We start from the raw sequence: 24,091 nt of genomic DNA, 5'->3' as shown, positions 1-24,091 counted from the left end.
TTTCGGTAATTCAGCGGAAATCGGCACGGAATGGGCTGGGGGAAATTGAGAAAGAGGACGAGGAAGCTGCGAGTCATGGCAGGAACGTCACGTGATCGAGTTTGCGTGTGCAAGCTTGGCGGACGATTCGAAAGATGCTTGATTGAGAGCAGTGTCAGATTCCTGATCTCCTCATTCGACCGTCAATTTTCTCGTGATCCGCCCCCAACCATCATCCCCCAATCCACGGGCTTCCGGCTTTACGCTGGTCGAGATCGTCACGGTGATTGGGATCATTGTGCTGCTGGTCGGGATCTCCCTGACGGCCGTCGGAAATACCGGCGCTGCGGCGCTGCGGACGGCGTCTGAGAGCTTTACGGTAGCGATCGAGCAAGCACGGACGTCGGCGATCACCCGCAGGAGTGAAGTGGCGCTGGCCATTCTTGAGCCGGGTCAGGGGGGATTCAATGATGGGATCTGCCGGATTGGTTTGTTCCGACTCGATGGTGAGACGGATGACGGAGCCTTGAAAGGGGAACTTCTGCAGAAGTGGCTGAAGCTGCCGGGCGGGATTGCGTTCTTTGGAGGAGAAGTGGATTCGCTCCATAATCTCATGGATGAAGTGCCTGTTCGTCTGGTGTGGAGGGACGGGGAGGAAAACTCCGATGTGCGGGCGCTGGTCTTCAATCCGCGTGGAGGACTCGCCCAGCCGCAGGGATCGGAGTCGATCGTGATCAAGCTGGGCCGCGGGACCTACCGCAACGGAGCGGCAGTCAAGGTCGAGCAAGGAGCAAGCCGAACGATCCGCATTGGCCGGGTGGTGGCACGACCATGGGTGCTCGACGTATGAAGGCAGCTCGTCATCGATCCGGCTTTGCCTCCGGCATTTCGCTGGTGGAGACGATTGTGTCGGTCGGTGTTTTGGCGGTGGTGATTCCGCTGGCGATGGCGGCGATGCTGAAAGCCAGTGGGACGGGGGCCTCGGCGAGGGCAGAGACCCGCGCGACGGCGATTGCCGATTACTGTCTGCTCGAGCTGCGGGCTGCGCGAAAAGGAAATTCGGCCTACTTTTCGCCCGTCAAGGCGGGCGAGAGTTTTGGGTCTGCAGGGAAGTTGATGGCGCTGGGATTCGGGCGGGATGGTGCCGTTCTCGGGGTGCTGACGCAGGCTCAGTATGACCAGGGACTGGTGAAGCTCGACGACGATCAGGTTTACTACCTGGCGAAGCTTTCCGGCGAGCTTGATACGACATCGCGTGAGGTGGATCTGGTGACGGTGGCGGTGGCCGTCGAGTATCCTGCAAGCAAGGCTGCGAGCAAGCGATCGCAGGTCATCTTCCACACCAAGCTGCCATGAGGAGAGCGCACGGATTTACCTTGTTAGAGATTCTTGCTTCGACAGCGATCGGAACGATCGTGCTTCTGCTCGGAGTGGCGGCGCTGAGCACGACGGGAAATGAGTATGGTCGCAGCACGGATGGGGTGGCGGCCGAGAGGGAGGCTCGGGCGATCCTGACCCTTGTGGCTGAGGATTTGTCGAAGGCCTGGGGTTTTCTGGAAATGGATGAATCGAGTGCTGCGTGGCGGACTGACAAGCTGGGTTTTACCTGTCTGCAGGCAGCGGATGCGCAAGCGGTGGATGAGGCAGTTGGGGATCTTTGCCTGGTTCATTACTATGTGAAGGATCTCGAGATCGGACGGGAGACGGTGCGCTGTTTGATGCGGGGATTTCGCAGCAGCGATGTGGTTTTTGATGCTTTGAGGAATGATACGGTCGACCAGCTCTATGAAGAGCGCACGGTCGATGAACCGGTGGCATTTGGGGTGATCTCCTTTGAAGTCGATGGCCTGATCCGACAGTCGGGTGGAAGCTGGAAAGTCTGGGACAAGAAGTCGGACGACCCGTTCGCTGAGAAGCCGGATGCGGTGAGAATGAAGTTGGTCGTGGCAAGACGGGAGTTGGTGGGAAAGCTGAGAACGACAGCAGATTGGGATTCGAGTCCGCTGATTGGTCGTCCCGCCGATGTGGACCAATCGAGAACGCTGGAGATTTACGAAATGACTCACCCCATTGGCCATGCGGACTGAACTGCGGAAGAATCGCTCTGAAGGCTTCACACTGGCGGCCGTGCTGGTGGTGATGGCGGCGATGCTGCTGATGGCAGTGGGTGTGCTGGCGGTGGTCGGGATCGAGCGAAAAACGGCGAGGTCTTATGTTGATTCGAAGCGAGCCGAATGGGTGGCGCGTGCGGGTATGGAGGATGTTCGCGGAATCTTGCGCGAGCAATCGGCGAATGATGACTACCTGATCGTGGCGCAGAAAGGTGAAGAGCGGATCGAGAATAGGGAGCCGCTGGAGTTGCTCTATCTGGCGCGTGGCGAAGGAGGCGGAGATGCGGTGAAGTATCAACTCTTTCCTCTGTATAGTGCGGAGCAGGACTCGGTGACGGTGGAGGATTTCGGAGACAGCTTTGACGCGCTGGATTTGATTGGAAGTGAGCCGGCGAACTTCGAAGTCAGGGAACGCAGTGACGATGCCTGGGTATCCTGGATTCCGGTTCTCGATGAGGACCAGCGGACCGTCGGGCGCTATGCCTTCTGGGTGGAGGATTTGCAGGGGAAACTCAGCGGTCAGCTCGACCTCGGTGATGAACCGGATGAAGAGGACCGACGGGTTGAGTGGCCGTTTCCGGCACCTGGGGTGCGTGAGGACCCGGACGTCTCAACCCCTGAGCTGGCTTTTCGCGCGCTCGATCCCAAGGTGGTGAGTGATGAGGATCCCAGTGATCTCGGCAAGCGATTGGTGAAGGCTCAGTCGGTCATGCATACTCCTGACTCGGTGCTCGCGGCGATGGATTACGAGGCTCCCTTCGAGAGGGATGATGTGACGGGGCGCTTGGTGGATGAGGAGGCCCGGAACGTTGAGGAGAGTGTGGATGCGACGGTGCGGCCCTATGGTGAACGCCCGACCGTTCCGTATGCGAAGGGGATTTCTGCGAAGGCGGCCGGTCAGCCGAAGCTGAATTTGAACCGCTTGCTCAACGCTGAGAGGAAGGCTTCAATCGAGGAGTGGGCGGAGTGGGTCGATGAGGCATTGCCGAACTTCGTGGATCGGAAAGGTGGCTTTCCTGATGACTACCTGAAGACCCTGGCGGCGAATATTTTCGACTACGCGGACACGGATGGAGATCCGAGTGCGGAGCTTGGCGTTTATCGGGGACTCGATAGCTATCCGGTGGTGAGTGAATACGCGATGCGCTATCGCTGGGAAGACTTCAGGGAAATCGGTGACGTGAAGCATTTCATCCTAACAGGTGCGGTCTACGTCGAGCTGTGGAATATGAGCGATCAGGTGGCGGAAGGAACGGTGCAAGTGAGTTATGGGAGTGCTTATGTGACCGACATCGATTTGATTGCTGGGATTGAGCTGGGTTCTGCTGAGGTGTTGGAGGATGCCTCGGTGGTTTCTCCCCTGCTTGAGAAGGAGGATGGTGCCTATTGGCTGCCGCCGGTCGTTCTGGATCCCCCTCTGCAGCCCAATGAGTATCGAGTGATCAAAGCGGGTGAGGTGGAGTACCGCTATCCGAGCGAGTTCGTTCCGAGCCCGATCGAGCTGCGTGAAATTCCGCGTGGAACCTCGGGTTATCGAATGAGGTGGAACGGGGTGGAGGTTGACGGTTCGAGAGGCAACATCGTTCGCCGTGAGATGAATCTGCACTATCCGACGCAGTCCAAACCGGAGACGAAGACTCGTTTGAGGCAACGGATCGAAGCCTGTATTCCGGGGCATTCGTATTCGGTGGATCCCAATGCGGCCGAGTTCAATTACGTGAACAACATGGGAGATCCCCGGATGTCGGCCTACATCGGTCAGTCATCGGACTCCTCGACGCCAAGCAAGGCAATGGCTCCCAACAAGTATGGAAATTTCAGCCCACATCGTCGGACGATTCGCTGGAGCACGGTTTACGGCAGCGATTCCTCGACCAAGCCGAAAGTGTACGGCCGGGCGATGCCGTCCGAGTGGCCCGATGGCGGGCACAATTCCGCGTTTGGCCGGGTGCCGACGGCGATTCGGGTGGGGGGTGATGAAGGGGATCAGCGGATTGATCCGGATGATCCGCAATGGCTCAGTGGGCTTGTTGATCCATTGCGGGAAGAAGCCCCAATGCGGATTTCGAATCTTGGGGTTTTCTACAGCGCGTGTGAGATGGGGCGGGCTTACGATCCGCTGATGTGGGAGCCGAGTTATGAGAGCCGCACGGACACGCTAAAGCTTCAGGGGGGATTGATGCCTTCGGGACAAGGCTCCTGGCCATCGGTCGAAGTGGAAGCGGCATCGAGTGCCGATCACGGAGGAGGAAATACCTTGAGGATCGGAAGGGCGGAGCATCCGAAGTTTAAAGTGCCGGGTGAAGAGGATGGTGCGGATCTGCTCGGCGGTCAGCATGCGGCGCACCTGCTGGATCTCTTCCATGTCGGCATTCCCAAGTCATCTGAGAAGGATGAGCGTGAGGGAGACTTCCGCATGATCGATGGGCAGGTGAATATCAACACCGCCTCCGTGACGGCGATCCGAGCCCTGGTAATGGGGAATCTGAAGCAGGATCCGGATCTCTCCCGGCAAGTTTCCAAGAGTCATTCGACCAATGACCTGATGGCACCGCCAACGACGAATATCGAGCTGGGAACTCCGGCTCGGGATAGGGCGGGTGACCTCATTGCCGAGGCAATTCTGCGAGGCCGGCCCTTTGCTTCTGCCGCCGAACTCGCGTCGATCGAGAACGAAGATGGAGAGAAGATTTTCGGTAACCGCGAGTTGTATGAATACAAGGATATGATCGAGTGGTCGGACTCGGCGGCGGAGGAACTTTACGCACGGATCTATGAGTCCTCGACATTCAGGTCGCGGAATTTCCGGGTGTGGGTGGTTGGGCAGGCGATCGTGCCATTGCCGAAAGGTTCGTCGGCGACACCGGTGGTACTGGCGGAGTCCCGTAAGGTTTTCAATTTGTTTGCCGATCCCGGTGAGCGGTCAAAAGACGGTGAGATCAATGGCGAGAAGTACGAACCCGCAGTAATTCATGAGAACGATTTTTAGACGATGGATGGCGCCGCTCTGTGCGCTGATGGTGACGGCTGGGAATACGCAGGCGCAGGAGGACGAGATCCCTGATTTTGGTTTCATTCGCCTGGTCAATGTGGTGGCAGCAGGCCAGGGGAATACGACCTATCATCTGGATGGGCGTAACCTCTACCCGAAGGGGTACAAGTTTGCGCAGCGGACCGGTGGCGTGGCAATCAAGCCGGGCTCTCCGACTCTGGAAGTGAAGAAGGAGGGTGTGGAAACAGGAAAGACGAAGCTCGATGTGGTGAAGAGCCAGACGACGACGCTGATTGCTTTTTCCGAAAAGCTGGAGGTCGAGGAAGGGGAACCGCCGGCTTGGAAGGCAAAGATCCTCAAGCTCAAGCAGAAGGAGGTCGAGAAGGGATTCCGGCTGACGGTAGTGAGTGTGTGCATTCAGGAAGAGATTCCATTCATGATCGCCACAGCAGCTCGCAAGGTGGTGGAGAAACCCTCGGTCAAGCGGTTTAGGACGACCTCGCTGGACCTCGGAAATTCACGCGGAGATGTCGAAATCCGAATGAGTGACGCCAAAACGCAGCTATGCCTTTTCACACCGGACACGCCGGGCAACTACGTGGTGGTGTTTTACAACGATGCGGAAGGAGGGATCAAAGCGATGAGCTTTTTCGATCCGAATTTCGTGGTCGCAGGCTGAACGGATCAGCGCTCGCTGATCACATCACTCTGAACGTAGCGCGCTTTGGGGCGCGCGGCGGATTTGTCATCCTCGGTTCGGTAGCCAACAGCGCAGGCGACGCAGGTGGCGTAGCCGCTGCCGGCGAGGCCGAGTTCGTGATCGTAACCGGAGGGGTCGATGCCTTCGAGCGGACAGGTATCGACGCCGATCGCGGCAGCGGATGCCATGAACTGACCGAGAGCGATGTAGGTCTGGCGGATATTCCAGTTGTGTCGGGCTTCCGGTGACATGCGTTGGCAGAATCCTTCGACGATGCCGGCGTAGCCTTTGAGGTCCTCGGGAGCCTGATCCTGAACTTCGGCGAGGCGATTGACCCAGCGCTGGATGTCTTCAGGTGTCATGTCGGTGCGGCTGGTGAAGACGACAAGCTTGTCGGCATCGGTGACCTGGGCTTGGCCCCATGAATTCTCGCGCAGTCGCTCACGGATCTCCGGGTCGGAGACGACAATGAATTTCCAAGGTTGGAGGCCAAAGGATGAAGGCGCGAGCACGAGGCTGTCGAGCAAGGCCTGCCATGCATCATCGGAGAGCGATTTGTTAGGGTCGAAGGACTTGGTTGCGTAGCGCCAGTTGAGAGCGGAGACGAGTTCGGCAGGGGTCATGGAAACTTTAAACATTTAAACTTAACTTGGAGAGAAGGCAGGTGGGCTGAGAGGAATGAATTCGATGCTCCCATCTGAAGAGCGCGATGAGCGAGCTTGGAACTGGCGGGCTCCCTGTTGGGAATGAGCGAGCAATCCATGTTGGGGGACGGATGCTGGTACTTGGATTTTCCCTACTCGGCATCCATCTTCAGTGGCAGGGTGGCGGAGGGGAAATCCTTGAGGGTGAAGGAAAAAACGACCCCGTATTCGTTGTCGATGCGGTTGTCCCGGGCCGTAAATCCGAGGGCGGCGACCCAGTGATTGAAGTCGCGGTGAACGGTATACTGCTGGAGCTCAAGAACGCCGTCGTCCATCTCCCAGTACTGCAGGGCACCGACGCCCCATTTGTCGTTGAGCCGGATAAAGGTGCTGACATCAAAGCGATTGGAGTCGGTGTAGACGGGGTGGTTGTTGAGGAAGCGATTGCCGATCGAGAGTTCGACATTTTCATTTGGCATGAATCGGAAACGCGCGGCGACTTCGGAGTATCCCGAGCCGTCGTTGATGACGGGAAACTGTGTTTCAAGATCCACATTGAGCCAGGGAAGCGGCATCCAGGTGATGTCGTTGTAGAGGTTCGAGAAACTGCGATCAAACTCGGGATCATCGGCAAAGGCATCGATGTAGGTATCCATGTAGAGCCATTCGAAGCTCTGTTTGTCGCGTCTGGTGATGAGGTGATTGCGCATGCCGAAGCGGAAGATCGACCAGTCGCGAAGTGAGTCGACGGCGGTGAATCGGCTGGGATCGAGGGTGCGGGGTCGGGTGGTGAAGGTTTCACGGTCGATGCCGGGAAACAGCGGTTCGAGGTCGTCGGTATTCAGGAAGGAAAACTGGGCGTATGGCTGGAACACGTGGTGCAGTCCATCCAGTCCCCAGCGGCGGCTACGGTAATCGCCGAAGTCCTTGCTGAACTTCAGGGACGCTTCGGCACCGGCGTAGAGGTGGGTTCGGCTGGCCGAATTTGCAGGTCCTTCGACGTTCCAGTAGCGGGAGTACCCCACACCGACTTCCGGAGTGAAATGGAGCCAGCCGCCGAAGGTCCTTGGAAGGGAAAGTTCCTGATAGGTATTGAAGCGGGTGTAAGCAGGATTGAGAAGCTGCTGGGTCAAGGCTGGCAACACGGTGCTTCCGGGAGGAAGGGCGCGGATCGTCTGAACGAGTTGCCTTTCGTAGGGAGGTAGCTGGCTGATGAGGGTCGGGACGAGCGGGCTGCCGGGTGGAAGGGCAAGCAGGCTTCGGATGGTGGATGCGGTGGCCGAACCGATTTCCTCACTGGAGACCGTGAATGAGGTGATGCCTTCATGGAGGATCGGGCTGCCGAAGATCGGACGTCGGGATTGGTCGAAGGAAATCTCAGGAAGTCGGGTGTCCGAGCGGTAGAAATCGTTCGGACGAACGCGGGCGACAATGCCGAAGAGTGAGTTCTCGTCCTGACGGAAGAGGCCGAAGGTGTTGTCGGGACTCGGGTCGGTGCGGAACATCTCGGAATCAAAGTCCTCGAGATAGTAATTGTCGCTGAGAGCGTTGATATTGAAGTCGGCCCGCCATTTGTCGCCGCCTTCAAGGGAGAGGGGAACGCGGTACTGGAGCGCGGCCTGCCAGCGCTCGTGGTCGAGCTTCGGTCGGGGAAGCCCGGTTCGTGAGATGGTGGGATCGGAGTCGTAGGCGAAGTAGAGCGAGAGCCCTGTTAGATTCGGGTTTTCCTCCTGCCGACGGTCAATGAGGTCGAGACCGCCTGCGACCCCGCGCCGCGCCCGGAGATCGAAGTTCCATCGGGAAAGCAGCCAGGCGTCGTCGCCGGTGACGGAGTCGCCTTCACCCAGCAGCATCCCGTAGCTGTTGAGAAGGTAGGCACCCCAGTTCGAGCGGGCCCCGGGGACGAAGTGATAACCGAGGTCGCCATCGAGTGGCTGGGAAAAATAGGGTAGCCAGAAGATGGGAGTCTCCCCGGCGTAAACCTTCATGTCCTTGAAGGTGACTTTGTCTTCTGGGTAAACGGTGGTTTCTTCGGATCTGACCCAGAAAGCGGGTTTTTCGACGTCGTGGGTGGTCACCCCGGCGCCGTGACCCACGTAGACTTTTTCGCCATCTCGTTCCTCCATGGTGAACTGTCCGGCTTCGAGGAGAAGGGGGTCGACACCGGTGCGCAGGCCTGAGGCATCGACCTTTTTTTCATCCATCAAATAGACCACGCGGTCACCCCGTTGAAGCGTTTGGCCCTGATAGATGGAGACCTTTCCTGTCAGGGTAACGGTTCGGGCGGTGTCGTCGAGGACGCCCTTGTCGGCGAAGATTTCGACGCCGGTTTCGGTGCGGAGTTTGACCTGACCTTCGACGATGACGAGTTTGGATTCCCCTTCGTAACGGCCACGATTGGCGCTGAGCGTCATGCCGGTATCGGCAGTGGCGCGGATCGCTCCTTTGGAAACCAGCGTCTGGGTGGCGGCGGTGTAGTCGGCACCGCCGTCCATCGCGAGTTTCACGGATTCCGGCTGGGCGGGAGCGATATTGTCCGCGGCGAGCATGTCCGTATCAGTAGGCAGCGGCACGGGGATGACGGGGCCGATCGGTGCGGGCTCATGGTCGCGCGGAGGAGAAATCTCGTCGGCTTGTTGGGCTGCGATAGGAAGCGTGGTGGAAAGCAGGAAGGTAACAAGCCTCATCGGGCGGCATCTCAGTCCCAAGCCGCAGCCAAGTAAAGGTGGAAAGCGATTGCGCAAGCGGGGAAGCTGCCAATGATGGGAGTGGATGAAGGCTGAGATGGGAAAGATGGGGATTGTGGGAGCTTCGGGATTTATCGGGGCGGAATTGGTGCGGCAAGCAAGCATCGCGGGCTGGGAAATCGTGGGATACAGCCGCAGCGCGCGGGCACCTGGCGATGGGGTGTCGGAATGGAGGGAGTGGTCCGATGATCCCGATCTATCAGGCTTGCAGGTGATTGTGAATCTGGCGGGCGAGGGGATCGACAAGCGCTGGACGGAGTCGCGGAAGAAGCGCTTTCGGGAAAGCCGGGTAGGGGTGGTGGATACGATTGTGGGTGCCCTCGAGCGGGAGGAGCAGCGACCGGGGGTGTTTTTGAACGGAACGGCTGTCGGGATCTACGGAGATCGCGGAGACGAGTTGCTTGATGAGCGCGCGGCCTTCGGCGATGGCTATTTGGCGGAGCTTTGTCGGGACTGGGAGAAGGCGGCGGATCGAGCAGCGGATTTGGGTGTCCGGGTATTGCAATGGCGGACCGGGGTGGTCTTCGGGCATGGCGGGGCAGCCTGGACGAAGATGCGGGCGGCCTTTTCGCTCGGAGCCGGAGGACGTTTGGGCAAAGGGGGGCAGTGGATGCCGTGGATTCACCTCGAAGATCTCGTCGCGGGGATGCTCTACATGCTGGGCGAGGACTATGCGGGACCGGTGAATAGCTGCGCGCCCGAGCCTGAAAGAAACCGCGACCTGACGCGGAAATTCGCTGCAGCGCTCAAGCGTCCGGCCTTCATGCATGTGCCGGCATGGGCGCTGAAACTGGTCCTTGGCGGGTTTGCGGAGAGCTTGCTGGCGAGTCAGCATGCAGTGCCGAAGGTGCTTCTGGAACGGGGTTTCAAGTTCCGCTACCCGACGCTGGAGGCGGCATTGAGCGAACTGGTGGTCGAGTAGGCCTCGCCGGAGGTCAAGGCTCAGAGCCTGGGCTGATGGCGGATGTCGATCGGGTCCAGCGCCGCCAGTGCCGATTGCGCTTGCCGGTAGCTAGGGTGCTTGATTGCCTTTCACCCGCTTCAATGGCTGTTCCCCAAAATCGAATTGCGCTGGTTTTCGACTACGACCAGACGCTGAGTCCGCGCTACATGCAGGACGATGTCGTATTCCCTGAATTCGGCATTGATCCCGAGCAGTTCTGGAAGAAGTGCAATGCGCTGGTGAAGGACGAGCAGTGGGACGGGGAGATGGCCTATTTGAAGTGCCTGCTCGACTACCTGGAGATGGACGGCGTGACCAACAAGCGTCTCGAGGAACTCGGCGCGGGTTTGAACTTCTTCCCGGGTGTCCCGGAGATTTTTGACGAGCTCCACAAAGGGGTTTTGAAGCCCGATCATGAAGCGGCGGGAATTTCCGTGGAGTACTACATCATCTCCTCCGGCCTGAAGGCGCTGCTTGATGGCTCACGGCTGAAGCACCGCGTGAAAGCGATTTTCGGTTGCGAGTTTGGCGAGAACGCATCGGGGAATATTTCGTTCCCAAAGCGCGCGATTTCCCACACGACCAAGACCCAGTTCCTTTTCCGCATCAACAAGGGCATGCTGGATTACTCGCAGGATGTGAACGACCACATGCCGCCTGAGATTCGCCCGGTGCCCTTTGAGAACATGATTTACGTGGGCGACGGGCCGACGGATGTTCCGTGCTTCACGGTGGTTTCGCGGAATGGTGGTCAGGGCATTGCGGTCTACAATCCGGAAGACCAGACCGGCCGGAGCTTCGGCAAATGTTTCCAACTTTGCGCGCACGCGAACCGGGTGAAACACATCGCCCCTGCGGACTACCGCGAGGGCAGTCACCTGTGGTTGCTGCTGAGTGAAATGGTTCGCGAGATCGCCGACCGCATCCTTCGCAAGCGCGAAGAAGAACGAGACCGCGGCACGGTGTCCGCACCGACTTTTTGATCAATGTCTGAGAAGAAGCATTTCCACTTTGTTGGGGTCTGCGGCACGGCCATGGGGTCGGTGGCCGTCGCCATGAAACGTAAAGGGTTCACCGTCACCGGATCGGACGCGAATGTTTACCCGCCGATGTCGGACTTCCTCAGAAATGAAGGCATCGAACTCAGCGAGGGATATCGCGCGGATAACATCCCGGCGGGTGCCGATGCAATCGTGATCGGCAATGCCATCAGCCGCGGGAATGAAGAGGCGGAGGCGACGCTAGATCGCCGCTTGCTCTACGTTTCCCTGCCGGAAGTGATGAAGGAGCACTTTCTGCGAGGTCGTCGGAATTTCGTGGTCAGTGGGACGCATGGCAAGACGACGACGTCATCGATCCTCGCATGGCTGTTTCTTTCCGCCGGTCGAGATCCGGGTTGGATGATTGGCGGATTGCCGAAGAATCTCGGACGGGGCGCAAATTTCGCGGATTCCGAATTCAATGTGCTGGAGGGCGATGAATATGACACCGCGTTTTTCGATAAGCGTTCGAAGTTCCTCCACTATCTTCCCGAAGTGGCGGTCGTGAACAACATCGAGTTCGACCACGCTGACATCTACAACAATCTCGATGAGATCAAGCTGACCTTCAAACGCCTGCTCAATGTGGTGCCGCGAAATGGTCGGGCCGTGATCAACGGCGATGATGCGAACTGCCTGGACATCATCGGAAAGGCGCCTTGTCCGATCAGCAGGGTGGGTTTCTCCGACACCTGCGATCTGAAGATCAGCGATGTGAGCTACGAGAAAGATCGTAGTTCATTCAAGCTCGACGGAGTGGCCTATTCGATCCGGATGCCCGGCGAGTTCAATGTGCGCAACGCGGCGATGGCGGTGGTAGCTGCGGGACTCGGAGGTCTGTCCGAAGATGAGATCCGTGAAGGCCTGGAAACTTTCGATGGAATCGCCCGCCGCCAGGAAGTTCGTGGTGAAGTGCGCGGCGTGAAGGTCGTCGATGACTTCGCTCATCATCCGACGGCGATTCGTCAGTCGATTGAGGCGATCAGGCAGCAGCACCCGGGCAGCAAGCTTTGGGTCATCTTTGAACCGCGCTCGAACACCACCAAACGCAAGGTCTTTCAGGGGGAGCTCGCGGACTGCCTGGTAGGGGCGGATGTGGCGATCTTGCCTGACCTTCCGGATCCCGAGAAAGTGCCGCTTGAGGATCGCTTGGATCCTGCCGTGGTGGCGGCATCCGTCGAAGGAGGTCGCGGTCGTCACATCCCGAGCGTGGACGGCATCGTCGAAGCTGTCTGTGCCGAGGTGCTGGAAGGCGATGTGATCGTCGTGCTGAGCAATGGCGGCTTTGGGGGGATTCACCGCAAGTTGTTGGAGACGCTGGCTCAGGCAGAGACCAAGTGAGGGCCGCCCACAGGAGGGGTTTTCAACGTTTGAACTCAAGGACCTGCTTGTCGGCAGTCAGGCGCGCCTTCAGCTTGGGGTAATCCACATTCTGGACGCTCACGGCATCCTCGATCGCCAGGCTGGCCGCCGTGCCGGCACTTTGGCCGAGGATCATGAAGACGGGCTCCATGCGCACGGACCCGTAGGCGACGTGCGAGCAGGATGCGGCCACCGGGACGAGGAGGTTGCTGCACTCGTTTTCCTTGGGAACGATGGCATCATAAGTGATCTGGTAGGGGGGAACCTTGACGCCGACATCTCCTTCGTTCTGAACGTAGCCCTCGGGCGTGATGTAGCGCTGGGTGTTGTGGGAATCGATGCCGTAGGAGCCCATGCCGATCGATTTCGGGTTCTCGGGATTTCCGATCAGATCGTGCTCGGTGATGACATGCTTGCCCACCATGCGCCGGGCTTCCCGAACGTAGAGTTGATGCGACCAATTTCCGTTGTCGACGAATTCATCCTTGGGTAAGCCCCACACCTTCATCGCTTCGCGAAGTTTCTCCGGAACGCGCGGGTCGTTGGAGAGGAAGTAGAGCATCCCGAGTTGATAGGTTTTGTGCTCTTCGATGATCTCCCTGCGGCGTTCGTAGCTCGCCTCGGGGTAGTCCCAGTTCATCCCGATGTTGTCGAAGCTGAACGGGCCGTGATTGTTGCTGTCGGTTTTGTTGTTTGGGACGGGATCGAACTTGTGGAACACGTGCATGGGATCCAGGTGCTCGAATATTCGTAGAAGAAGTTCGTACTGATCCGGGTCGTAGCCCTCGGGCTTGGGGAAGGGAATGCGGTTCTCGGCTTCATTGGTCAGGCACATGCGGAAACAGTAGGCCTGCACCATTTTGTCTCCGCTTCCGTTCGGTTCCGCTGGGACTGTGGAGATCCTCGCAAGCACACCGCTGTCCGGGTCACCTGGAACCTTGTAGGGAGAGATCTTCATGTCTCCGAAATGGTGATCATGGTGGAAAACGCCGGCCTGCACGCCGTTCCAGGTTTCGCCATAGACGCTGTTCGCTTCACGACCCACGTGATAACTCACACCGGCGGCGGCCAGCAGGTCGCCCTCGTAGCTGGCATCGATGAAGACCTTGGCCTCGAAGCTCATGCCGCTGAGCATGGTGATGGATTTGATACGGCCATCGGATTTGACCACGCCGTTTTCACGATCCAGCCATTGATCCCGAAATACCGGGATCTTGTTTTCGCGGATCAAATCCTCGAACACGGACTCCGCAACACTTGGCTCAAAGGACCACATGGCATCCTTGGTGGTTTGGCGCATTCCCAGCTTCTTCTTCAGGAAATCGCCTTCAGTCTCATATTTCCAGTAATCGGGCTTTCTGTAGTAGTCATAAATGCGTTCGTAGAACTCCCGCGACAGGCCGCCGATCACTTCCTTCCGACCCGTGTCCGTAAATCCGAGGCCGCCGGAGGATAGTCCACCGAGGTGTTTGTCAGGTCCGACAATCGCCACGCTCCGGTCCATCCTGGATGCCTGCACGGCTGCGGTCACCCCGGCGGAAGTCCCACCATAAATGACGATGTCGTATTTGTGGGATTTCCCCTCGCCATGAGTGGTGGTGTTTATGGCAAGCACGACCGTCAACGGTGCGAGAATCTTCTTAAGTAAGTTCAATGTTCTGCGGGATTGGGATTGGAATTGATCGCTCAGCCCGTGCCCCTCCGGCCATGCTGGCGCATTGGCGAAAGATGCTTGGGACGAATTTGTCGATGGAAACGAAGGACGCGTGTCAAATGTTTCAAAGAGAATGGACCTTGATCGCCGCGCCGCAGATCAAGATGGCTCCCTGGCTTGATGAGGGGAGTTTGCATCGACTACGGATCTGTCGATGCTCGGATCCCCTTGGGCGGGCGCAGCAATTTGTTAGACGGAGTCGCCAGTCAAGTGGCGCGCTCGGGGGCGATCAGTTGCCTGAGAGTTTGTGATTCAGACTGATCGACTTCCGTAACTGGGACATGACTTCGATCATTGCCCGCTGGTTTTGTGAAGCCGATCGGCACTGGGGATTGTGCGCGGCGTGATGACTGATGTGGCGACCAATCTCTCCAAAAAGTTGTTTCATGCGGGTGTCAATGAGCCCGAGCTCCGCCTTGAATTCAGAAATGGCACGGTTGGCGTCGCCGATTTGCTGGAATGCCACGGAGGCTTCTTCGCGGTGGCGGTTTCGTTCAACTTCGAGCTTTTTGTCGATCTCTGCGAAACCGCTGTCGCGCCGCCCGATCTCCTCAGCGATCTTGTCGCGCTCCTCTTTGAGATCTTCAAACTGCTTGCGAAGATCGGTCATGCGGAGCTGAGTTCTCTCCAGAACATCGGCATCCTCGCGCGACTCCTCTTTCAACACTTCGAGCTTGGTCTTGAGCCCGTCGTAGAGACGACGGATATCTCTGGCCTTGTTGACGATCTTGTCGCGCTCGCGAGCGAGTCCTTCGAGTTCAATGACCAGCTTTTGGCGCTGTTCTTCGAGTTGGGTCTGGGCGGTGGTTTTCTCGCCGAGGACCGAGGCGCGTTGATCGTGGGCCTCGGTGAGGACTTCTTCAAACTCCTTGAGCTTCTTCAGCAATCGATCGCGCTCCGACGAGAGCCGGCGGAGGTTCCAGTATTCGACTCCAAGTTCTTCGACGCCTTCAACGTTCTCCCAAATTCGCTCACCGAGGATTTGCTCGGCTTCACGAAGCAGATGGGATTCTGAGGCCGCCTCAGCCATGCGTCGCTGGCGGAGCTGGATGCCGAATGCCTGGGCGACGCGTGCAAAGAGATATCGAGTGGTCGTCATGGAGTGTTCTACTTTCCGCCGAGCTTCTTTTTCAGATTAGCAATGACTTCGAAATCCTCAAGGGTCGTGATGTTGCCGGAGATATCTCCGGTTTCGACAAGTTCCTTGAGAAGCCGACGCATGATCTTGCCTGAACGGGTTTTCGGCAGGGACGGGGTGAAGTGCAGTTCGTCGGGCTTGGCGATGGATCCGATGGCATTTCCCACGTGATTCCGAAGCTCTCCCAGCAACTCGGGCGATTCCTCGTGATCGCCCTTCAGGGTCACGAATGCGACGATGGCCTGGCCTTTGATTTCGTGAGGCTTGCCGACCACGGCGGCTTCGGCGACGGCATCGTGGGCGACCAGCGCGCTTTCCACTTCGGCGGTGCCGAGTCGGTGGCCGGAGACGTTGAGGACGTCATCAAGCCGGCCGACAATCCAGAAGTTGCCATCTTCGTCGCGGCGGGCACCGTCGCCCGCCGTGTAGATGCCTTTGTAGTCGGACCAGTAGGCCTTTTTGTAGCGGGACTTGTCGCCGTAAATGCCGCGGGTCATGGATGGCCACGGCTGACGGATGACGAGGCGACCACCTTCGTCGGGGCCAACTTCATTGCCCGACTCATCGAGGATCGCGGCATCAATGCCGAAGAAGGGAAGAGTCGCGGTGCCTGGCTTGGTCGGAGTGCAGCCGGGCAGCGGGGTGATCATGATGGCCCCCGTTTCGGTCTGCCACCAGGTGTCGACGATCGGGCAGCGTCCACCGCCGATCTTGTCTCGATACCACATCCAGGCTTCGGGGTTGATCGGTTCGCCGACGCTGCCGAGCAGGCGCAGCGAGGAGAGATCGTGCTTTTCCGGGAAATGATCACCGGCCTTGATGAAGGCGCGGATGGCGGTGGGGGCGGTGTAGAAAATGGAGACGCCGTATTCCTCGATCATCTGCCAGAAGCGGCCGAAGTCGGGTTGGTTCGGTGCGCCTTCATACATCACCTGGGTGACACCCATGGCCAGCGGGCCATAGACGATGTAGGTGTGGCCGGTGATCCAGCCGACGTCGGCGGTGCACCAGTAGACGTCTTCGTCGCGCATATCGAAGACGTATTTGCAGGTCGTGTAGGCACCGGTGAGGTAGCCGCCTGAGGTGTGGAGGATGCCCTTGGGTTTGCCGGTGGAGCCGGATGTGTAGAGGATGAAAAGCGGGTGCTCGGAATCGAAGGCTTGAGCTTCGTGCTTGGCCGAGACGTCCTTTTCCAGATCGAGGAACCAGTGGTCGCGGCCCTTCTTCATGGAGATCTTCTGTTCGGTCCGCTTGACGACGATGACGCTTTTGATCGAAGCATTCGACTTGATGGCCGCGTCGACGTTGTCCTTGAGGGGGATGATCTTGCCGCGGCGCCATCCGCCATCGGCGGTGATGATGTGCTCGGCTCCTGAGTCTTCCAGGCGATCGGCGATCGAGTCGGCCGAGAAGCCGCCGAAGACGACGGAATGCACGGCGCCGATGCGCGCGCAGGCGAGCATCGCAAAGGCCGCTTCGGGGATCATCGGCATGTAGATGAGCACCCGGTCATGGGGGTGTACTCCCTGGCCGATCAGGACGTTGGCCCACTTGCAGACTTCGCGGTGAAGTTGGGCGTAGGTGATGACCCGCTTGTCGCCGGGTTCTCCTTCGAAGATGATCGCCGCCTTGTTGCGACGTTTGCCTTTGGCGTGCTGATCGACGCAGCTTTCGGAGACGTTGAGTTCGCCACCCACGAACCACTTGGCGTGCGGCGCTTTCCAATCGAGGACCTCTTTCCACTTCTTCTGCCAACAGAGCTCCTTGGCTTCGCGGGCCCAGAATTTGGTGGGTTTGTCGACGGATTCCTTCCAGAGCTTCTTATACTCCGCCATGCTTGAAACTCGGGCCTTTTTGGCGAATTCCTTCGAGGGTTTGAAGACTCGATTTTCGACCTGATGGCTCTCGATGTTATTGCTCATGACTGAATTGGGTTAGTGGGTCGCCGCGTTCCGCGCAGCGAATCCATCTAACGAATCATGACGTGGTGGGGCCACTCAATATTTCCGTTTGCGTGGCTGTTTTTTGGTCAGCCCGGCTGGAGGTCGGCGCGCAGCCTTTTTTGCCGCTTTCTTGGCGACTTTGCGCGCGGGACGCCGGCCAGCCTCCCTGGCTTCCTTCGAGCGCGGCTTGCGGCGGGCCTTGATCCGCTTCTTCGTATCCGGATTGGTTTTAAGCAGAGCGATTTCCTCTTCGCTGATCGGTCGCCATTTTCCTGGTGGAATGTCATTCAGTTCAAAGGAGCCGATGCGGATGCGAACCAGGCGTTGAACGGTGTAACCAACCGTTTTGAACATCATGCGGATCTGGCGCTTGTGGCCGGTGATCAGGACGATGCGGATGCGGCGCGGGGAGAGGCGCTCGACTTCAGCCGCCTTGAGCTTGCCGTCCTCGGTGTAGAGGCCGGTGAGAAAGACGTCGAGATGATCGTCGCTGATCGTCTGATTGGCGGTGACGATGTATTCCTTCTCGATGTTCTTGGAAGGATGGATGAGGCTTTGCGAAAGCGTGCCGTCATTTGTCATGACGAGCAGGCCTTCGGACTCACGGTCGAGGCGGCCGACGTGATGCAGATGCTGCATGTTGCCGGGCAGCAATTCGTAAATTGTGTTGCGTCCAAGTTCGTCGCGCTTGGTGCAGACCAAGCCGCGCGGCTTGTGCATCATGATGACGTTGTTGTCCTTGGCGACGACGCGTTTGCCATCAACGCGGACGAAGTCGCCGGGCTGCACCTGATGGGCCGGGTTCATGCAAGGCTGTCCGTTGATTTCAACGTGGCCTTCCTGAACGAGGGCATCGCATGCGCGGCGTGAACCGACGCCACAGGAGGCGAGGTATTTGTTGAGTCGGGTGCCGTCTTTCATGAAACACTATAAATTAAACGATGAACTCTCTGCTCATTGCGAGTGGAGATATCCTCAAACAGAAAAGGCGCGACCCCGATGAGAGGACCGCGCTTTTTCGAAAAGAAAAACAAGAGAGGAGAGGAATCAATCCTCACCCTTGGTCTTTGGCAGGCCGATTGGGCTGCGACCATCTTTCCACAGGCCGCGGGCCTTGAGGACTTTGACGCGTTCGAAACGCTTCATGACGGAGCGCTTACCTTCGGCGCCACCTTTGAGCTTGAGACTGCTGTGCTTGGACATGGGAAAAATCGCGGGGTTCAGGTCGCGGGGCGCGGAAACTAGGAGCCATCTGCGCGGATGGCAATGGGAAAAATGGGGAGTTTCCAGAAATCGGTGGCCAGATCGGGAATATTCAGCCCGTCGTGCCGAAAAGTCGGTCTCCGGCATCGCCAAGTCCGGGGAGGATGTAGCCTTTGTCATTGAGGCAGCGGTCGACGGCGGCGGTGAAGATCGGGACGTCGGGCATGGCATCCTGGAAGGTCTGGATGCCTTCGGGGGCAGCGACGAGACAGACGAAGCGGAGGTGTTTGGCTCCGGCCTTTTTGAGATTTCGCAGAGCTTCTACGGCGGAGCCGCCGGTGGCGAGCATGGGGTCGAGGAGGATCACCTCGCAGTCGGCGAGATTTGGCGGGACCTTCAAATAGTAGGACTCGGGGAGTAGGGTTTTTTCGTTTCGGGCCAGACCGATGTGGGCGACGGACGCTTGGGGGAGGAGGTCGAAAAAGCCATCGAGGAAGCCGAGGCCGGCTCGCAGGACGGGGGTGAGGACGATGCTTCTCTCGGCGGCGACGCCGGTGGTGATCTCCAGCGGAGTCTCGCAGGGCACCGGGCGGGTGGCGAAGTCGGCAGTGACGGCCGGGACCATTAGCGAGGCAATCCGGCGCAGGTGCTGGCGGAAGGCGCTGCCCGGGCAGTTGCGGTCGCGCAGAGCCGTGAGTTCTACCTGAATGAGGGGGTGATCGACGACGTGGAGCATGGCTGAAAGGAAGCAGGGATGGGGGCGGGGGCCAATCATCAAAGCCGCTTTCCCCGCCAGCTCACCACTTGTTGAAGTTCTTCTTTGCCTTTGGGTTCGGTGTGGGGGCGAGGGCCTTGGTGTCATTGCGGAACTCATCGAGCTTGGCTTTGAGGGCGGTGACTTTTTCAGGGTTTTTGGCGGCGAGATTGTGCTGTTCGCCGGGGTCGCTGCTGAGATCGAAGAGCTCGACGTCCTTTTTCCAGTAATATTCGACGAGCTTCCAGTTTCCGTCGCGAATGGCGGAGCTGGGGATACCGCCCTGATTTCCCCAGTGCGGGTAGTGCCAGAACAGGGGTGCGCGCTGGTGCTCGGCTTGCGGGTCCTTGAGCAGGTTGACAAAGCTGACGCCGTCCTTGTGTTGCTCGGGAAGCGGGTCGAGCCCGCAGGCTTCGAGCAGGGTGGGGTAGAAGTCGGTGGAGATGACCGGGGTCTCGCAAACGCTGCCGCCTTTGACGGTCTTCGGCCAGCGGACGATGAGTGGTTCGCGGATGCCGCCTTCGTACATCCAGCCCTTGCCGGCGCGGTAGGGCAGGTTGCTGGTGGGGGAGCCCTCGGAGGTTGAGAGGCCGCCATTGTCGGAAAAAAAGATGACGATGGTGTCGTCGGCGATGCCATTGTCATCGAGGGCTTTCATGACTTTTCCGACGGCGCTGTCCATGGCTTCGACCATGCCGGCGTAAACGGCATGCTCCTGGATGGTGCGGTTCTTTCGGGGTGGCTCGGGGGCGAAGGCGGCTTTCAGTCCGAGCTCTTTCCGTTTGTTGTCATACTTTTCTACGAGCTCCTGTGGAGCCATGAGGGGTGTGTGGACGGAGTAGAATGGCAGGTAGACAAAGAAGGGCTGATCCCCGTGCTGGGTGATGAACTTGCTGACTTCACTGGCAAGGCGGTCGGGGAGATGTTCGCCCTTCGGACCGTCGGGAAGGTTCGGGTTTGCGTAGGGTGAAAAATATTTTTTCCCACCGTAGGGCCCCCCGCGTTCAGTGCCGCCGATATTGATGTCGAAGCCGTGGTCTTCCGGCCATGATCCTTTCGGTCCGAGGTGCCATTTTCCGGCATGCATGGTGGCGTAGCCATGGGTTTTGAGTGCCTCGGCGAGGGTGGTATGGGCGGCGTCGAGCCTGCCGACGTAGGGCGCCGGGTGGACGGGTCGATCAGCATGCTTTCCAAATTTTCCGTCTTTTGTCGCCTGGTAATCTGCCGGGATTTCCATGAATTCGTTGGGCGCGCCAAAGAAATTGGTATTACGGGTGCGGGCGGGGTACTGACCGGTCAGGATTGAGGAACGGGTCGGTGAACAGACGGGGCAGGCGGCGTAGCCCGAGGTGAAGCGCATCGACTGAGTGGCCAGTTTGTTGAGATGCGGCGTGTCATAGAAGCTTTCGGGGTTGTTAAAGCCGACGTCCATGTATCCGAGATCGTCGGCCATCATGAAGATGATGTTGGTAGCACTTGCAGGCAGGGTGAGGGCGGCGATCAGGGCGATGATTTTCATGGGTGTGGGGAAGCTGCTTAGGATGCCGATTTGGAGGCAGTTGGGATGATTCGTCACGCGTTCAGAAATCCGATGACAAAGAAGGGGGCTTTCTCCAGTAGCTTAATCAGTTTTTCTCGGACTCAGAAATTATGGAAAAAGACATTACCCTCATCGCACCTGTGGAACTCGGCTTTGTGCCGACTCATGCGAAGTTCGTGGGCGGGCTCGTGCCTGATGCCGATGGACGTCTCCCGCGCTCCGAATCGGGAGGATTCGTCGTGGTCGAGGCGGTGAGGGAGGTGCTGGAGCGGTCTCGCGTAAAGGTCGACATGGTGCAGGTCCCGATTTTCCCGGGAACCCATCCGGAGGAATATCCGGCTCAAATTCTGGCCTTGAGAGAACTCGGCCTGAAGGTGCATTTGGTCATCATGCTCGGTGGCGTGGATCCGATGGATCCTGCCGATGAGGATGCCACGATTGCCCAATTGCTTCCGACACTCAAAATTGCCAAGGAGCTCGGCATCACCCATCTGGCTTCGACCTCGATCGAGGGCTGGATGGTCCCGGGAGCGACTCCGAAGCGCGGCGCGGATTTCGATGCAGTGGTGGCTCAGACGGTGAAGGTCCACGCCCGGGCTTATCACGAAGCAGGTCTGGAAGATTCTTCGGTAAGTGTATGGGACATCGAGTTTTTGCGGCCCGGTGAGTTCCAGACCTTCACGGACCTCGGGAAGCTTTGGAGCTGGGTGCAGAAGGCAAACGAGGAAATCGGCAAGCCGTTTTTCCGTTGTCTGGTGGACGCAGCGCATTGCGGTGACTCGGCCTTGGACATTCCGACGAACGAAAAGCTCATCTCCGAGATCGCCGCTGCCGGTGGGCTGGGAATGATGCATGCCTCGGCGAAGACGACCCGGGGTTGTCTTTCGACCGATGATGGCTGGGTGGCGGCGCTGTTAGGTGCTGGAGGACGAAGCGGTGCTCTGAGCCAGGTTTCCGTCGAAATGTTCCATCACGAGGATGAGGCGCTTGTGGCCTTGCGCCAGCTTGATCCGGGACATGGAGTCGATACGCTGGACGGTCGGGATTACACTCAGGTGGTGGCCGATGGCCTCGCCTCGGTTGCCCGCATTCTGAATAACTACGTCAACCGTGGCTGGATGCCAAAAGCTTGAACAATGGAACGGATTCATGGTGCGGAGACCTGGAGGGTCGCCAGTGATCTGGTGACGCTTGACGTTACGGTGACGGGAGGGATGAGCACGGCGGCTTTCCGTCTTGGTGATCGCTGTGTGAAGCCCTACTCGCTTTCGCCGTGGCAGCCTGACGATGTGAACTCATCGCTTCCTTCACTGCTGAAGGTGCTTCGGGGGGATTTTCTGTGTCTGCCTTTCGGTCCTCAGGACGATGGTCCTCCGCATGGCGCCTCTGCCAACGAGGACTGGTCGGAGATCTCGGCGGCAGATGACCTCCTGGTGATCGGAATGAAGTCTGGTGACAGTGGTGCGAAAGTGGAGAAGGAGTATCGACTCGTTTCCGGTCACTCCGCGATCTACTATGAGTTTCGTATTTCAGAACTCGAGGGTAAGTGGAGCTACGGCAATCATCCGATCCTCGATTGCTCATCGATGGCCGAGGGATCGGCGCGGGTGAGTGTCTCACCCTTTCGCTGGGGATCGGTCTACCAAGGAGTCTTTTCCAATCCAGAGGCGGGCGAGCGTCAATGTCTGAAGGACGGGGCGACCTTCGATTCGCTCGAGACGGTCGAACTCGCCGATGGAGGAACGGCTGATCTGACCCGCTGGCCAAGCCGCAAGGGCTTTGAAGATCTGGTGATGATGGTCAACGAACCGGCGAGCGACGAACAACCTTTCGCCTGGTCGGCGGTGGTGATGGACGGCTACGTCTGGTTCTCGCTGAAGAACCCCGAGGATTTTCCCGCGACCCTGTTCTGGATGTCGAATGGCGGTCGTGACGGCGCGCCGTGGGACGGACGGCACCTCGGTCGCATTGGCGTCGAGGAAGTCTGTTCGCACTTCTGTGATGATGTCACCCGTTCGCGCGAAGAGGCCCTGCCGGGGATTCCCACCGTGCGGACTTTCGATCCCAACAAGAAGGTCTTCCTGCGCATCGTCCAGGCCGTTGCCGCCGTGCCGGAAGGCTTCGGCCGCGTCTCCTCGATCACTCCGGCCGGTGATGAGCTTGTCCAAATCACCGGTGAAAATGGTGCCTCCGTGGAGTGCTCCGTTGACTGGTCCCACGTTCTCTGAAACCCCTCAATCCATAACCCTAAGAATACCATGAAACTCCATAACGCGATGTGGCCCGGCCTGGTTGGCAAGGAGCCCGATACCGATCACCCGCCGATCTCGCTCGATCACATGCTCGAACTCACCACCGCCGCCGAGGTCGACGGTCGGAAGTACGATGGCGTCGATCTGTTTATCTTCCACCCGCACACCGATCCCGATGCCTCGGAGGACGAGATCAAAAAGATGGCGGACAAGATCGCGGGCGCGGGGCTATCCGTTGGTTCGCTGGTGGCACCGGTCTGGCCGGGCACGGTCGGTGGTCCGGCCTTCGGTTCCGATGAGGATCGCAAAAATTTCGTGCTGGCCGTCGAGAAGACCTGCCGCATCGCCAGGATCCTCAATGAGCACGGCGTGCGCAAGTCGGGCGTGATTCGGGTCGACACCGCCGGCGGTACCGAGGATTTCGCCAAGGACCCGGCCGGCAACACCGCCAAGGTGGCCGAGACTTTCCGCGAAGCGGGCAAGGTCGCCGAGCAACACGGCGAGCGCATCGCCGCCGAAGGTGAGATTTGCTGGGGTGGCTTCCATTCATGGAAGGCCGCGGTCGATACGCTGGAAGCGACCGCCATGCCTGGTGTCGTGGGTTTCCAGGCCGACCTCGCACACACCTACCTCTACCTCATGGGCTACAATGCCCCCGAGGCCGCGTTGCTGAAGGAAGGCTACTCGGACGATGAGTTCTGGGCCGCTTACAAGACAATGACGGACGCGCTTCGTCCGTGGACCATCGACTTCCACGTCGCCCAGAACGACGGCTCGGTGCACGGCACCGGCAGTCACGACAAGACCGGTCGCCACTGCCCGGCGGACGATCCGAACGGCAAGCTCGATATTGCCAAGTGCTCGACGTACTGGCTGCAGGGCGCCGCCGAGCGCGGCATCGAGCACATCTGTTGGGATGGCTGCATGTTCGACAACTCGGTCCTCGAGGATCCCGCCACCTGGAACGCCATCCTCAAAGCGATGATCGACGTCGATCAGGCACTCTGAAGCGATCATCTAACCGAAATA

General features: G+C 58.8%; 20 protein-coding genes. 11 read left to right on the top strand and 9 right to left on the bottom strand.

All coding sequences use genetic code 11. The annotated features are described in order from the left end of the window. Positions 1 to 193 precede the first annotated feature (193 nt). Genes ACFQY0_RS15000 through ACFQY0_RS14980 form a run of 5 tightly spaced genes read left to right on the top strand, consistent with a single transcriptional unit; the run spans position 194 to position 5,761 of the window. Positions 194 to 829 carry a pilus assembly FimT family protein gene (locus ACFQY0_RS15000; protein ID WP_379713896.1) on the top strand — a complete coding sequence of 212 codons (636 nt, stop codon included), beginning with the start codon at positions 194 to 196 and terminating at the stop codon, positions 827 to 829. Beyond that, positions 826 to 1,335 carry a hypothetical protein gene (locus ACFQY0_RS14995; protein WP_379713894.1) on the top strand — a complete coding sequence of 170 codons (510 nt, stop codon included), beginning with the start codon at positions 826 to 828 and terminating at the stop codon, positions 1,333 to 1,335. The genes ACFQY0_RS15000 and ACFQY0_RS14995 overlap by 4 nt, the downstream gene beginning before the upstream one ends. Beyond that, positions 1,332 to 2,066, top strand: a complete 735-nt coding sequence (locus tag ACFQY0_RS14990) for a PulJ/GspJ family protein (protein WP_379713892.1) — start codon at positions 1,332 to 1,334, stop codon at positions 2,064 to 2,066. Before ACFQY0_RS14995 ends, ACFQY0_RS14990 begins: the two co-directional genes overlap by 4 nt. Then, entirely contained in the window at positions 2,056 to 5,079 is a 3,024-nt protein-coding gene (locus tag ACFQY0_RS14985) for a type IV pilus modification PilV family protein (protein ID WP_379713890.1), read from the top strand. Before ACFQY0_RS14990 ends, ACFQY0_RS14985 begins: the two co-directional genes overlap by 11 nt. Beyond that, entirely contained in the window at positions 5,063 to 5,761 is a 699-nt protein-coding gene (locus tag ACFQY0_RS14980) for a hypothetical protein (protein ID WP_379713888.1), read from the top strand. The genes ACFQY0_RS14985 and ACFQY0_RS14980 overlap by 17 nt, the downstream gene beginning before the upstream one ends. 5 nt (positions 5,762 to 5,766) lie before the next feature. Here ACFQY0_RS14980 and ACFQY0_RS14975 read toward each other — a convergent pair whose 3' ends face one another. Further along, positions 5,767 to 6,420: an NAD(P)H-dependent oxidoreductase gene (locus ACFQY0_RS14975; protein WP_379713886.1), complete on the bottom strand. Its 654-nt coding sequence runs from the start codon at positions 6,418 to 6,420 to the stop codon at positions 5,767 to 5,769. Positions 6,421 to 6,578: 158 nt separating this feature from the next. Next, on the bottom strand, positions 6,579 to 9,113 hold the full coding sequence (locus tag ACFQY0_RS14970; protein WP_379713884.1) for an LPS-assembly protein LptD: 2,535 nt from the start codon (positions 9,111 to 9,113) through the stop codon (positions 6,579 to 6,581). Between the two features lie 85 nt (positions 9,114 to 9,198). Between ACFQY0_RS14970 and ACFQY0_RS14965 the strand changes: the two genes are divergently transcribed. The 3 genes from ACFQY0_RS14965 (at position 9,199) to mpl (ending at position 12,497) form a co-directional block, all read left to right on the top strand. Continuing rightward, on the top strand, positions 9,199 to 10,095 hold the full coding sequence (locus ACFQY0_RS14965; protein ID WP_379713882.1) for a TIGR01777 family oxidoreductase: 897 nt from the start codon (positions 9,199 to 9,201) through the stop codon (positions 10,093 to 10,095). A gap of 122 nt (positions 10,096 to 10,217) precedes the next feature. Further along, positions 10,218 to 11,099, top strand: a complete 882-nt coding sequence (locus ACFQY0_RS14960) for a haloacid dehalogenase-like hydrolase (RefSeq protein WP_379713880.1) — start codon at positions 10,218 to 10,220, stop codon at positions 11,097 to 11,099. A 3-nt stretch (positions 11,100 to 11,102) separates the two neighbouring features. Continuing rightward, positions 11,103 to 12,497, top strand: a complete 1,395-nt coding sequence (gene mpl, locus ACFQY0_RS14955; RefSeq protein WP_379713878.1) for a UDP-N-acetylmuramate:L-alanyl-gamma-D-glutamyl-meso-diaminopimelate ligase — start codon at positions 11,103 to 11,105, stop codon at positions 12,495 to 12,497. Between the two features lie 22 nt (positions 12,498 to 12,519). Here mpl and ACFQY0_RS14950 read toward each other — a convergent pair whose 3' ends face one another. From ACFQY0_RS14950 to ACFQY0_RS14920, 7 genes are all read right to left on the bottom strand, one after another. Continuing rightward, positions 12,520 to 14,172: an FAD-dependent oxidoreductase gene (locus ACFQY0_RS14950; RefSeq protein ID WP_379713876.1), complete on the bottom strand. Its 1,653-nt coding sequence runs from the start codon at positions 14,170 to 14,172 to the stop codon at positions 12,520 to 12,522. A 289-nt stretch (positions 14,173 to 14,461) separates the two neighbouring features. Beyond that, positions 14,462 to 15,331 (bottom strand): hypothetical protein, encoded by an 870-nt coding sequence (locus tag ACFQY0_RS14945; RefSeq protein ID WP_379713874.1) that lies wholly within the window; start codon positions 15,329 to 15,331, stop codon positions 14,462 to 14,464. A gap of 8 nt (positions 15,332 to 15,339) precedes the next feature. Beyond that, entirely contained in the window at positions 15,340 to 17,292 is a 1,953-nt protein-coding gene (acs, locus tag ACFQY0_RS14940; protein ID WP_379713872.1) for an acetate--CoA ligase, read from the bottom strand. Between the two features lie 75 nt (positions 17,293 to 17,367). Beyond that, entirely contained in the window at positions 17,368 to 18,234 is an 867-nt protein-coding gene (locus ACFQY0_RS14935) for a pseudouridine synthase (RefSeq protein WP_379713870.1), read from the bottom strand. Positions 18,235 to 18,360: 126 nt separating this feature from the next. Continuing rightward, positions 18,361 to 18,516, bottom strand: coding sequence for a small basic protein (locus ACFQY0_RS14930; protein WP_379713868.1), 156 nt, complete (start codon positions 18,514 to 18,516; stop codon positions 18,361 to 18,363). Between the two features lie 112 nt (positions 18,517 to 18,628). Then, a complete protein-coding gene (gene upp / locus ACFQY0_RS14925; protein WP_379713866.1) occupies positions 18,629 to 19,252 on the bottom strand; it encodes a uracil phosphoribosyltransferase in 624 nt (207 codons plus the stop codon). A gap of 61 nt (positions 19,253 to 19,313) precedes the next feature. Continuing rightward, entirely contained in the window at positions 19,314 to 20,789 is a 1,476-nt protein-coding gene (locus ACFQY0_RS14920) for a sulfatase (protein ID WP_379713864.1), read from the bottom strand. A 131-nt stretch (positions 20,790 to 20,920) separates the two neighbouring features. On the opposite strand from ACFQY0_RS14920, the gene ACFQY0_RS14915 reads away from it, so the two are divergent. Genes ACFQY0_RS14915 through ACFQY0_RS14905 form a run of 3 tightly spaced genes read left to right on the top strand, consistent with a single transcriptional unit; the run spans position 20,921 to position 24,070 of the window. Continuing rightward, positions 20,921 to 21,943: a hypothetical protein gene (locus tag ACFQY0_RS14915; RefSeq protein WP_379713862.1), complete on the top strand. Its 1,023-nt coding sequence runs from the start codon at positions 20,921 to 20,923 to the stop codon at positions 21,941 to 21,943. Positions 21,944 to 21,946: 3 nt separating this feature from the next. Continuing rightward, on the top strand, positions 21,947 to 23,038 hold the full coding sequence (locus ACFQY0_RS14910; protein WP_379713860.1) for a hypothetical protein: 1,092 nt from the start codon (positions 21,947 to 21,949) through the stop codon (positions 23,036 to 23,038). Between the two features lie 30 nt (positions 23,039 to 23,068). Then, on the top strand, positions 23,069 to 24,070 hold the full coding sequence (locus ACFQY0_RS14905; protein WP_379713858.1) for a sugar phosphate isomerase/epimerase family protein: 1,002 nt from the start codon (positions 23,069 to 23,071) through the stop codon (positions 24,068 to 24,070). Positions 24,071 to 24,091 lie beyond the last annotated feature (21 nt).

The organism is Haloferula chungangensis, assembly GCF_042664875.1.
GTDB classification, from domain to species: domain Bacteria; phylum Verrucomicrobiota; class Verrucomicrobiia; order Verrucomicrobiales; family Akkermansiaceae; genus Haloferula; species Haloferula chungangensis.
Note: the sequence above shows the minus strand (reverse complement) of the source record. Positions and strands in the feature narration are given on the sequence as shown.

Excerpts from the sequence above, each read along its gene's own strand:
- ACFQY0_RS14995 (WP_379713894.1), top strand. The coding sequence starts at position 826 with ATGAAGGCAGCTCGTCATCGATCCGGCTTTGCCTCCGGCATTTCGCTG.
- ACFQY0_RS14990 (WP_379713892.1), top strand. The coding sequence starts at position 1,332 with ATGAGGAGAGCGCACGGATTTACCTTGTTAGAGATTCTTGCTTCGACA.
- ACFQY0_RS14985 (WP_379713890.1), top strand. The coding sequence starts at position 2,056 with ATGCGGACTGAACTGCGGAAGAATCGCTCTGAAGGCTTCACACTGGCG.
- ACFQY0_RS14980 (WP_379713888.1), top strand. The coding sequence starts at position 5,063 with ATGAGAACGATTTTTAGACGATGGATGGCGCCGCTCTGTGCGCTGATG.
- ACFQY0_RS14975 (WP_379713886.1), bottom strand. The coding sequence starts at position 6,420 with ATGTTTAAAGTTTCCATGACCCCTGCCGAACTCGTCTCCGCTCTCAAC.
- ACFQY0_RS14970 (WP_379713884.1), bottom strand. The coding sequence starts at position 9,113 with ATGAGGCTTGTTACCTTCCTGCTTTCCACCACGCTTCCTATCGCAGCC.
- ACFQY0_RS14965 (WP_379713882.1), top strand. The coding sequence starts at position 9,199 with ATGAAGGCTGAGATGGGAAAGATGGGGATTGTGGGAGCTTCGGGATTT.
- ACFQY0_RS14960 (WP_379713880.1), top strand. The coding sequence starts at position 10,218 with ATGGCTGTTCCCCAAAATCGAATTGCGCTGGTTTTCGACTACGACCAG.
- mpl (WP_379713878.1), top strand. The coding sequence starts at position 11,103 with ATGTCTGAGAAGAAGCATTTCCACTTTGTTGGGGTCTGCGGCACGGCC.
- ACFQY0_RS14945 (WP_379713874.1), bottom strand. The coding sequence starts at position 15,331 with ATGACGACCACTCGATATCTCTTTGCACGCGTCGCCCAGGCATTCGGC.
- acs (WP_379713872.1), bottom strand. The coding sequence starts at position 17,292 with ATGAGCAATAACATCGAGAGCCATCAGGTCGAAAATCGAGTCTTCAAA.
- ACFQY0_RS14935 (WP_379713870.1), bottom strand. The coding sequence starts at position 18,234 with ATGAAAGACGGCACCCGACTCAACAAATACCTCGCCTCCTGTGGCGTC.
- ACFQY0_RS14930 (WP_379713868.1), bottom strand. The coding sequence starts at position 18,516 with ATGTCCAAGCACAGCAGTCTCAAGCTCAAAGGTGGCGCCGAAGGTAAG.
- upp (WP_379713866.1), bottom strand. The coding sequence starts at position 19,252 with ATGCTCCACGTCGTCGATCACCCCCTCATTCAGGTAGAACTCACGGCT.
- ACFQY0_RS14920 (WP_379713864.1), bottom strand. The coding sequence starts at position 20,789 with ATGAAAATCATCGCCCTGATCGCCGCCCTCACCCTGCCTGCAAGTGCT.
- ACFQY0_RS14915 (WP_379713862.1), top strand. The coding sequence starts at position 20,921 with ATGGAAAAAGACATTACCCTCATCGCACCTGTGGAACTCGGCTTTGTG.
- ACFQY0_RS14910 (WP_379713860.1), top strand. The coding sequence starts at position 21,947 with ATGGAACGGATTCATGGTGCGGAGACCTGGAGGGTCGCCAGTGATCTG.
- ACFQY0_RS14905 (WP_379713858.1), top strand. The coding sequence starts at position 23,069 with ATGAAACTCCATAACGCGATGTGGCCCGGCCTGGTTGGCAAGGAGCCC.